The organism is Okeania sp. SIO3B5 (genome assembly GCF_010692555.1).
Taxonomy (GTDB): domain Bacteria; phylum Cyanobacteriota; class Cyanobacteriia; order Cyanobacteriales; family Microcoleaceae; genus Okeania.
The window spans coordinates 1-10,855 of the sequence record NZ_JAAHHG010000339.1 but is presented as its reverse complement, the minus strand read 5'-3'; the positions used below and the strand labels follow the sequence as shown (position 1 = coordinate 10,855).

Genomic DNA, 10,855 nt, shown 5'->3' with positions numbered 1-10,855 from the left:
ACTATACAAATCATCTCAATTACTTTTTTCGTCGATCAAATTCTGAGTAAGAAATTTACGCATAAATACTTACTCGATCGTGTACTCGATCGCGGCAGCTATGATTTTCTTCTCAAATTCTGTCTCCAGTATAGCTGTCTCCTGACTCCTCCTTCGGTTGCTACATTTTGTGGTGCGGAATGTGGGTTGATTGGTAAGGCTTTTAGGATTTTGTAACTGGTTAGTTATTTCTGCCATCCTGCACTAGAGTATTTCTTAGAATTTCCGTTTGTCACCGCGAAGCAAACAGCAATCCTGCAATTCAGGAGCCGTATGGGAATAGATTTAATACCAGTTTTCAGGTCGTAAATTCTCTTTTTTATCAAAGGGACATTTCCTGCAAAATCTTTTTATTGCACTTATTATTCGTAACATTCTTTTTTTAAATTGGTATAAGTAAAACTACTGAAGTTGTCAGAAAAAAAGTATTTTTCCATACATTTTTTCTCCCGAAAAAGCCGAGCCAAGACTTACTTATAATTCGTCTATTTTGTCAAGTTTTATGTTAAGAAATATGTGGGTAAAGCATAGCTCCCAGGAGGGGGAGTAGGGGAGTGGGGAAGGAATAAACAGAAGAATAATTAACATTAACTTGGCTGCTAACTAGGGTTTGCTGAAAAAGTCTTATGGGTGAGGGTAGGAGACAACCCACCCCTAACCCCTCCCAGGAGGGGAAGACAGGAGACAGGAGACAGGAGAAATGGGAATTATAGAGGAGATAGTAGTAAGAATCGTCCCTAGTGCAGGATGGCAGAAATAACTAACCAGTTACAAAATCCGAAAAGCCTTACCAATCAATACTTTTGACTTTTGACTTTTGAATGCATGATTTCCGCGTAGCGGCACTAGATTTTTCTGCCCAACTCTTGAGCAAAATCCGCTCTTTTTTGAACCATTACCACCTAAAACTTCGCACTTTTTGATACTTAAAAAGGCACTTACCTTTATCTGTAAAGACTTTTAGATTTAATCAGCAAGCCCTAATTAGCAAAAAATGATAAAGTTAGTATTAGTAACTTAATAACTGAAGTGTTACCCAAGTATAGCATTACTTTTAAGAATTGGTATTAGGGGAATTATAGAGGAGGTAGGAAGAAGAATAATCCCTTGATTATTCTGCGCAACTATGCGCCTAAAATGCTAATTTTTTGAACCATTACGACCTAAAAGCTTGAACTTTTTTTAACTAAAAAATGCTAAAAATTTTATATGTCAATGCTTTTAGATTTGATCGGTAAACCCTATTTATTAAATTCAATCCGCTCATACCATTTTAATAATACCTGTGCTAACATCATCGAGTCGTGACGAACAAAACCAGTTTTTTCATCCTCATACATCACATTAGTCAAAAGAATTTTCCTTCCTAAATTTCTAACTTCTTCACGGTCAAGAAAAACTGGATGAGAATCTTCTTGAGCATAACGAACTAATGCTTGTGCTGAAGGACTTTTTCCCTGAACTAATACAGTATCAAATAATCGTTTACCAGTAGCAACATCAATAGCACGAATATGGTCAGCCACAGTATATCCAGTAGTTTCTCCAGGCTGAGTCATAATATTACAAACATAAATACTAGGAATATTTCTAGAAGCAATTGCCTCAGCAATTTCAGACACTAATAAATTAGGAATCACGCTAGTATATAAACTACCAGGGCCAATAATAATATAGTCAGCTTCTTCTATTGCCTGTAAAACTTTGGGCAAAGCAAGAGGGTGTTCCGGAGTACAGCCAATTTTGACAATTTTTCCCCTAGCTTCCGTAATATTAGACTCACCCTCAATACGTCGTCCATCAGCCAATTCTGCCCACAAATTCACATCAGTAAGAGTAGCAGGTAAAACCTGACCCTGTATAGCCAAAACTTGAGAGCTCGCAGCTACAGCTTGTTCCAAATCTCCAGTAACTTCACTCATCGCCGTGAGGAAAAGATTGCCAAAACTATGTCCCACCAAACCATCACCAGCACGAAACCGATACTGAAACAACTCAGTTAATAACTTTTCCTCATTAGCCAAAGCTGCTAAACAATTACGAATATCCCCTGGTGGTAGTACCCCTATCTCTCGTCGTAACCTACCAGAAGAACCACCATCATCTGCCACCGTCACAACAGCAGTAATATTAGCACTGTAATCCTTGAGACCTCTTAACAAGGTGGAAAGACCTGTACCTCCACCAATAGCAACTATCTTTGGACCTCGATTTAATCGTCGATGGGCAAGTAACCGATCCACCAATTTTTCCTCTCCCTCTGGTATTAACACCTGAGTAATAGAATTAATACTACGATTTTGACCCCAGAAGATAAAAAGTAATCCAGCAAAGATAATTATGGGCCCGGAAATATAATTAGGAAATATAGTCGTCACCCAGCCCAAAAATTGTTTAAGTAGCCGTAGGGTGTAAAAAATTGGTGTCATTCCAGTCCATATTGATAGACCTAAGCTAGTGAGTAGTACGCCAGCAGCACTCAGGAGTAACCACCGCTTGATAAATAATCCTGGAGATAGCCACTTAAACCATTGGCCAATTATCTGAGAGTTGGTCTGACGACGTTTTGCAACAAAAAAATTACTTTTAAGAAAGATACGCAGAGTTTTCTTTACTAAACCAGTTGACATAGCAATATTAGCCTTAGCTTGATTAAGGACAAATTTTACAAAAATAATATCTACAATAAAGAAGATTCTGACAGTATTATGGTGCTTCAGAATTAAATTGTTTTGATAGCAGGCAACAGGCAACAGGCAACAGGCAACAGGCAAAAGTGGGAAAAGTATTTCTCTGTGCTATAACACCAACTACGATTAATATTTGCTACAAATAATAGAGCATTTTGGTATAAAATTACTCTATTTTTTTCAAAACTTATTTATCTAGTTGAGAGAGAAAATATATCATTAATTGTTGATTGTTTCTGACTTCTTTCTTTTTACCGAATAATTAAGGTTTAAAGGTTTTCATTTAAAGGAAAAACAAGAAAAAATTTTCCTTTGAGTCAATCCTATCCGTTTTCAAGGATAGGTAATTGTTAATTAGGGTTTGCGCTCAAAAGTCTTTTAGTAGGGGGAGGAGAAAGGAGACAGGAGACAGAAGGAACGGGGAATGAGTGAGCAGATAGGAGCTAAGTTTTGTTCCATGATTGTTCTACCATAGTCAGCCGAAAATACTAGCTTTTTGCAGCTCTTAGCACTGAAAAGCTGGCACTTTTTTGAACCCCAAAAAGGCTAATACCTTTATTTATCAATACGAGCGAGAATTAATCAGCAAACCCTAATTATTAATTATTAATTGTTGAACTCTGCCCTGGATAACTAAAGCTTTTTTCCTTTTTCTTGACTTACACTATTTGTAACATTATTTTTTGAAAATTCTATAACAGAAGCTAAAGTGCAGAAGATCGAGGCTGACTAAATCTCAAACTTGGATACTTTTGTTATGCTCCCTTGATATACTGCCAAAAAAATCTGTTATGGCACAGACCAGGGACACAGCGGGAAAAACATTTCCCCTGATTCGGCATCCTTATCAGTATAAGTCCGCGCCCTACCTGTCTATTGCTATACTTACTGCTTTTTCAAGGCCAATACTTTATTGTGGACTGTTAAGTGTAAACGATGAACCACGAACCTATAATCGAATTGAAAGGAGTTAGTAAGTCATTCGGGTCTAATGTTGTTTTAGATGAAACAGACTTAACAATTTATCGCGGAGAAGCATTGGCAATTATTGGTCCATCTGGAACTGGTAAATCCACAGTTCTCAGAATTATTGCTGGTTTATTGACTCCTGATGCTGGAGAAGTTTATGTCCAGGGAAAGCGACGAGTTAGATGGATGGATGATTTGAAAGATCCAATTACTATTGGTATGGTCTTTCAAAATGCTGCTCTGTTTGACTCCCTGACAGTAGAAGAAAATGTGGGTTTTCTTTTGTATCAACAGAGTAAGTTACCACATTCCCAGATTCAGGAGTTGGTGCAGCAAAAATTGGAAATGGTGGGGTTGGGTAGTATTGGCGATCGCTATCCGGCAGAGTTATCTGGTGGGATGCGTAAAAGAGTGAGTTTTGCAAGAGCAATTATGACTAATCCAGAAAATCCTTATGATGACCCAGAAATATTATTATATGATGAACCAACTGCGGGCTTAGACCCCATCGCTTCTACTGTAATTGAAGATTTGGTACGTCGCTTACAATATGTAGATGGTGGTTGTAGCACTTATGTAATGATTACTCATCAACATAGTACCATTCGTCGCACAGCAGACAGAATTGTATTTCTTTATCAGGGTAAAGTGCAGTGGGTTGGTACTGTGGATGAAATTGATACAGTGGATAATCCTTTGGTACAACAATTTTTTACAGGTAGTGTAGATGGGCCAATTCAGGTATTGGATAGAGGTTTGACTGGAAGGCAAGGAACTTAACGAAGTCAGAACTCAGAAGTCAGAAGCGGTGCGACCCCGCGACGACGCTAGTCGCAAGGGAATGCTGACCAAGAGAGGGAACGCGCACCAAGAGAGTCAGAAGTTAACCCACCCCTAACCCCTCCCAGGAGGGGAAGTAGGGCATTTGAGCAAGGCTCCAAAAATATTGAGCCTTAAAAGGCAGGGTTTTAGACCCATGTTATTTTGATAATTGCCAGATTAAAGGCCAGAAAAATTAATAGATTTATAGTGCTGTGCGCAGGCAACAGCTCATCTGGCAACCCACCCCTCGCCCCTCCCCCTCCCACGAGGGGAATAAAAAACGGATAATATAAGACTTTTAGCTATTGGACAGTTCCTGTAATTTGTAAATATGCCAGCGCACATTGCTATAGAGAAGGTATATATAACTATAGCTTATTGATAATTTTGGGGAAACTATGCGATCGCGAACAGCTAGAGAAGGTTCAGTTGGTTTATTAACTTTGTTAGGATTAGGTTTATTTGGTGTATTAGTGCTTTGGTTGAGGGGAGTAAACTTAGGCCAACGTAGTTATAAGGTAATAGTGGAATTTGAAAGTGCATCTAGTCTGGAGTTAGGCACATCGGTTAGATATCGAGGTATTAATGTTGGACAGGTAGTAGGAATTAAACCAGGGCCAAATGGAGTAGATATTAGTCTGGAAATTAAACCTGAAGATTTAATTATTCCTCGTGATGTGTTTATTCAAGCAAATACATCTTCATTTATTGGTACTGCAGTGATAGATATTACTCCTAGAGGTGGAATACCAGAATCAGAAATTTCTGCTGGTCCTTTATCCTCTAATTGTCCGGAAATAATTATCTGTAATAATGACCGTTTACAAGGGCAAGCAGGAGTAGAAATACAGCAACTATTAAGAGCAGGAATACGTTTAATTGATCTATATAGTGACCCAGAGTTATTTAGTAATATCAAAATAATTGCTGAAAATACAGCTAATGCCTCTGCAGAAGCTTCTAAGCTCACAAAACAACTGGCTGATTTATCAGAAACTATTAGAGGAGAAGTGCAAGGTATAAGTCAATATTTAAGAGAAGATGTTGATGAAATAACAGGAATTCTTAGAGCAGAAGTGGGTGGTTTGACTAATACTTTGGAAGGAGAAATAGGTGGTTTGACTAATACTTTGGAAGGGGAAATAGGTGGTTTGACTAATACTGTAGAGAGAGATTTGGGTAGTCTGACTAAAACTGTAGAAAGAGAAGTAAATGATATTTCCAATGGCATAGCAAATGTGACTAAAGCCATGGAAGAATCTACAGCAAAAGTTTCTGAGGCAGCGATCGCTTCCGCAAATTCTGCAGAGGAAGTAGCGAAGAAATTTAGTTTAACAGCAGACCAGATTAATTCAATTGTTAATACAAATCGTTCTACTCTTATAGCAACTTTAGATAATATTGAGAAAACGACGGAAGAGTTAGCAGTGTTAATGGAAAGTTTAAGTCCGATAGTTAGCGATCTAGAAAGAGGAGAATTGATTGGTAATTTAGAAATATTATCGGCAAATGCTGTAGAAACTTCTGCTAATCTAAGAGATATTTCTAGTGACTTAAATAGTTCTACAAATATAATTATGTTGCAACAAACATTAGATTCAGCTAGAGCAACATTTCAAAATGTGCAGAAAATGACATCAGATTTAGATGATTTAACTGGGGATGATAGATTTAGGAGAAGTCTTAAACAGATTATTAATGGATTGGGTGATTTATTCTCTTCAACAAAGCAGTTAGAGCAGCAAACTCGAATGGCAAAAAATATTGAAACTTTGTTAAAAGATAGTGGTAATTCAGAAGTTAGTAAATTGACAGAAAATTAAAAATGGCAGAAGACAGAGGGAACAATTGGATGGGGTTTCTGACTCCAACCAATTGTAGTCTAGTAGTGGACTGACACGCCTAAAAATGTAGGTTGGGTTGTAGCTTGCACACCAAGTAGCGGTACGGCAGTGTTAGCGGAGCTTCCCGGAGGGAAACCCAACAAAACCTTACTAATGTTGGGTTTATCCTAACGGATAAGCTCCGAAGATCGTCCCTCAACCCAACCTACACTTATTGCACCATTTTAGCTGTGTCAGTCCACTACGCTCATCTTGTCTTATCTTTCTTCTTCTGAATTCTGTTTGCGGAGCATGACAAACGGAAATTCTGTTTGCGAAGCATGACAAACGGAAATTCTGAATTATAAAGACTTAACCATTCTATAACTGTTTAACCGGATTTGATATTACTTCTTTATTACTCTCTAACAAAACTCAATAAAATTGGTATAGTAGTCAGTAAATTATATTAAATCCGGTTGTATATCCTGATAATAACAATAGCTAAAAGCCATGGCTACTAAAGTGCTGAATGATCTGTAATTAAAGGGATTTAATATGATGACTTAGTGTCTGTATATTTTAATATATAGCAATGTGCGCTGGCATATTTACAAATTGCAGGAGGTGTCCAATAGCTAAAAGTCTTATATTATCGGCAATTTATATCATGTCCGGTTGAATAGTTAGACTTTGGCGGAAGGAAGGCAGGAGGCATCCCCCCTACCCCCCCCTTTGAAAGGGGGCAGGGCTGTTTCATTCTCGATAGACACGGGGACACGGGGACACGGGGACACACCAGACACGGAGACACGGAGACACGGGGATGAGGGCTTTTAATTTATGATTAAAAGTTGACTTTTCACCATTTTAGTTAGAGTAAAAGGGATGCTTATGGGCGCTCAAAATCGGCAAATTTTGGCAAATTTCACTGTTCCACAATGCCCATTACTCCCGTTCTCCCGCTCATCTTTAATCTACAATACTTTGAAACAGCCCTGCTTTGAAAGGGGGGGAGGCAGAAGGTTTTCTCAAGAGTGTCACCTTAATTTTATACACGCTCCGATGCTACCGGACATGATATTATTCCCCCTATTGCCTATTGCCTGTTGCCTGTTGCCTGTTGCCTGTTGCCTGTTGCCTATTGCCTGTTGCCTGTTGCCTGTTGCCTGTGCGCAGCGCTATACCTTTGATTTTTAATTTTTGACTTGTAGGAAGATGATTAATCCTGGACAAATATTACAAAAGCACTATCGAGCGATTAAACTTATTGGAGACTGTGGTTTTGGTCAAACTTGGGAAGTTAATGATAGTGGTACGATAAAAATTATGAAAATATTGAAAGTGCCAAGAGCAATAGAAGATGAAGAAATGGAGCAAGTAATTTCTTTGTTTGAGCAAGAAGCAAAAGTTTTAACACAGTTACACGAACCTGGATTACCACAAGTCGAACCAGAAGGATACTTTATTTGGTCAGAAGCGGGGGATGAACCATTACACTGTCTGGTAATGGAAAAAATTGAGGGTATAAATTTATCTGACTGGTTGCAAAAAATTCATCATCATCAACCCATAGAAGAAGAACAAGCGATCGCCTGGCTAACACAATTAGTAGAAATCATTTCTAAACTTCATCAGCATCACTGCATCCATCGGGATCTTAAACCAACAAATATCATGTTGCGTAGCTCTACAACAATAAATTTCAATCATAATGGAGCAAAACAACCCTCTGGAACTGATGGGAATTTACTTATAGAAGAAGCTAGAGCTAGTATAGCAAATAATGCATCTTCAATTTCAATGCTCGAAGAAAGTGTTGCATGGCCTGGGAATGAACTAGAAAAAAACGGAGAAACATCAGACCACATACAGGAGGTTGAAAATGAAAAAAATCACACTGAACATCAACAAAATTCCCACAAGCAAAAGTGGGGTCAACTAGCATTAATTGACTTTGGTGCGACTAGGCAAGTTACAGAAACATACTTAAGGAAATTTGAAAGCAAAAATGTGACTAGGATGATTTCTAAAGGTTACACATCCCCAGAACAATATGAAGGGAAAATCACACGACAGTCGGATGTCTTTGCCATTGCTCGAACTATAGTTTATTTAGTTACAGCACAAGACCCTGGAAATTTGCCTACCGATCCTCAGAGTGGTAGATTAATGTGGAGACAGTATGCAACTCAAATTTCAAAAACATTAGCAGACTTAATTGATGAGATGATGGCAAATTTACCTCAGTGTCGCCCCCAAACAACCGAAGATATTTTGGAACGTCTGACTGACTACAACCAACAACTACAAGTAGAAGTTGAAGCTACCCAGAATAAACAACCTGCTCCCGCCATGAAAAACTATTTATCTGACTCTCCATTGCAGAAAAAAATACTCAACTTCAAGGGTAAATCTCAAGAGGCCACACCCCAAGTCAATAAATGGTTAGGCAAGATTTCCCTTTTAACACTAGGAGCGATCGCTGTGTTAATTGCTATTTTACCAGAAGCACCAACAACTTGTCCTTTAAAACTGGATGATAATTTAAGTTGTGGGGAAGAAATTCTGATACCAGGTTCTGCACCCACAGAAAAAGAAGAAGGAATTAAAGCTTTTGCCGATGGTGATTATTTGCAAGCAGTCGAACTTTTAGAAACAGCTAGAAAAAAACACTTTAATGATCCAGAAATTCTGATTTACCTGAATAATGCCAGACTAGCTGCTAGTAATACTGATGCTTATACTATAGCAGTTGTAGCATCAATGACAGGTGAGTCACAAGCTCTCAACTATAGTTTAGAAAAATTACGGGGAGTTGCTCAAGCTCAGAATGCCATAAACCTGAGCGATAATTTGATTGGAGGTAAGGGTTTAACTGTAATTATTGTTGATGATGGCAACTCTCCAGAGCAAGCAGTAAAAATAGCAAATTATCTGATTTTAACAGGTCAAGTTTTGGCAGTGATTGGTCATACTTTTAGTGAAATTACGATGGAAGTAGCTCCAATTTATGAACAGAATAAACTGGTTTTAATTTCTCCCACTGTTAGTGCTTCTAAATTATCAAATCGCAATGATTTTTTCTTTAGGATGATACCATCTGATGCCACAATGACTCAAGCAATGGCAAGTTACTTAATTAATCAATCTACTGACGAACAGCAAAAAGTAGCTGTGTTTGATAATCCTAATGATATTTACAGTGAATCTCTCAAGAATCAATTTATGGTTAGTTTCAGTGCTGGTGGTGGCAAAATAGTTAAAGACATGAATGAATTGTTTGATTTATCCAGAACTTCTTTTAATGCCAGTGCTGCTATAGATAGAGTAGAAAAACAAAAAGCTACTGCAATTGTATTATTGCCAGATATTTCCACTTTAGCAAAGGCAATAGAGGTAATAAAAGCCAATTGGCAGCTCAATTTACCGATAATTACTGGAGAGAACCTCTATAGTAACTATACTCTCAAGTTTGGCGCTCAAGAAGCAGAGAAAAATGTTATAGTGGCTACACCGTGGCACAGCTTGAATAGTCCTGATCCAGATTTTCCATTGCAAGCAAGAAACATCTGGGGAGGAACTGTTAGTTGGCGTACAGCTTTTGCTTATGATGCAGCTATAACCTTGATTACAGCATTAGGAAAGCTGCCAGAACGTAAAGAATTCAATCGTATTGCCTTGCAACAAATTTTAGCAAGTGAAAATTTTAGTTCTGAGGGTGCTACAGGAGAAATAACTTTTTTATCAAGTGGCGATCGCCAGGAGTCAAGAATTACTTTTACTAAAGTAGTGAAGTCTAGTTGTTCGCCATTAGGCTATACATTTCTGCCTCTTGATTATCCTGTCAGCCAGTTTAGTCTTTTGGAATGTGATTGATTAGAAGGCAGAAGGCAGAAGGCAGAAGGCAGAAGGAAAGAAGAGGTTAGAAGGGAAAAGGTTTTTTATAACTGATTATCCGGACATGATATAAAGTCTTTTTGCTGAAGTAGGGACCCACCCCTAATATCATGTTCGGTTGAATACTGATAATATCTGTGGACCGAAAGCAGGAGGCAGAGGGCAGAAGGCAGAAGGAAAAGAGCAAGGTTAGAAGGCAGAAGGTTTTTTATAACTGATTATCCGAACATGATATAAACCTTCCTGTCTCCTGTCTCCTGTCTCCTGTCTCCTGTCTCCTGTCTCCTGTCTCCTACCCTCACCCATAAGACTTTTTCAGCAAACCCTAAGTAATGCGCGATTAATATCATACACGCGCTTCAGCAACGCCATTTTGTCTATGTACCTAATAGAATCATATCATGTCCGGTTGAATAATTAGACTTTGGTGTACAGAAGGCAGGAGGCAGGAGGCAGGAGGCAGAAGGTTTTCTAACGAAGGCAGGAGGCAGGAGGCAGGAGGCAGGAGGCAGAAGGTTTTCTAACGAAGGCAGGAGGCAGGAGGCAGGAGGCAGAAGGTTTTCTCAAGAGTGTCACCTTAATTTTATACACGCTCCGATGCTACCGGACATG

At 38.6% G+C, this 10,855-nt stretch carries 5 protein-coding genes; 4 read left to right on the top strand and 1 reads right to left on the bottom strand.

Going from position 1 to position 10,855, the window contains the following annotated elements; translation table 11 throughout:
- The coding region (locus tag F6K54_RS30965) for a hypothetical protein (RefSeq protein ID WP_293086468.1) at window positions 1-216 on the top strand (216 nt) is incomplete at its 5' end.
- Window positions 217-1,280: 1,064 nt separating this feature from the next.
- Here F6K54_RS30965 and yvcK read toward each other — a convergent pair.
- Window positions 1,281-2,669, bottom strand: a complete 1,389-nt coding sequence (gene yvcK, locus F6K54_RS30960; RefSeq protein ID WP_293086471.1) for a uridine diphosphate-N-acetylglucosamine-binding protein YvcK — start codon at window positions 2,667-2,669, stop codon at window positions 1,281-1,283.
- Between the two features lie 996 nt (window positions 2,670-3,665).
- On the opposite strand from yvcK, the gene F6K54_RS30955 reads away from it, so the two are divergent.
- The 3 genes from F6K54_RS30955 to F6K54_RS30945 all read left to right on the top strand — a co-directional run bounded on the left by F6K54_RS30955 (window position 3,666) and on the right by F6K54_RS30945 (window position 10,222).
- A complete protein-coding gene (locus F6K54_RS30955) occupies window positions 3,666-4,478 on the top strand; it encodes an ABC transporter ATP-binding protein (protein WP_293086466.1) in 813 nt (270 codons plus the stop codon).
- A gap of 440 nt (window positions 4,479-4,918) precedes the next feature.
- A complete protein-coding gene (locus F6K54_RS30950) occupies window positions 4,919-6,343 on the top strand; it encodes an MlaD family protein (RefSeq protein WP_293086463.1) in 1,425 nt (474 codons plus the stop codon).
- Between the two features lie 1,218 nt (window positions 6,344-7,561).
- Window positions 7,562-10,222, top strand: a complete 2,661-nt coding sequence (locus F6K54_RS30945; protein WP_293086461.1) for a bifunctional serine/threonine-protein kinase/ABC transporter substrate-binding protein — start codon at window positions 7,562-7,564, stop codon at window positions 10,220-10,222.
- Window positions 10,223-10,855: the final 633 nt, after the last annotated feature.

Coding starts and splice junctions, on each gene's coding strand:
- yvcK (WP_293086471.1), bottom strand. CDS start 2,669: ATGTCAACTGGTTTAGTAAAGAAAACTCTGCGTATCTTTCTTAAAAGT.
- F6K54_RS30955 (WP_293086466.1), top strand. CDS start 3,666: ATGAACCACGAACCTATAATCGAATTGAAAGGAGTTAGTAAGTCATTC.
- F6K54_RS30950 (WP_293086463.1), top strand. CDS start 4,919: ATGCGATCGCGAACAGCTAGAGAAGGTTCAGTTGGTTTATTAACTTTG.
- F6K54_RS30945 (WP_293086461.1), top strand. CDS start 7,562: ATGATTAATCCTGGACAAATATTACAAAAGCACTATCGAGCGATTAAA.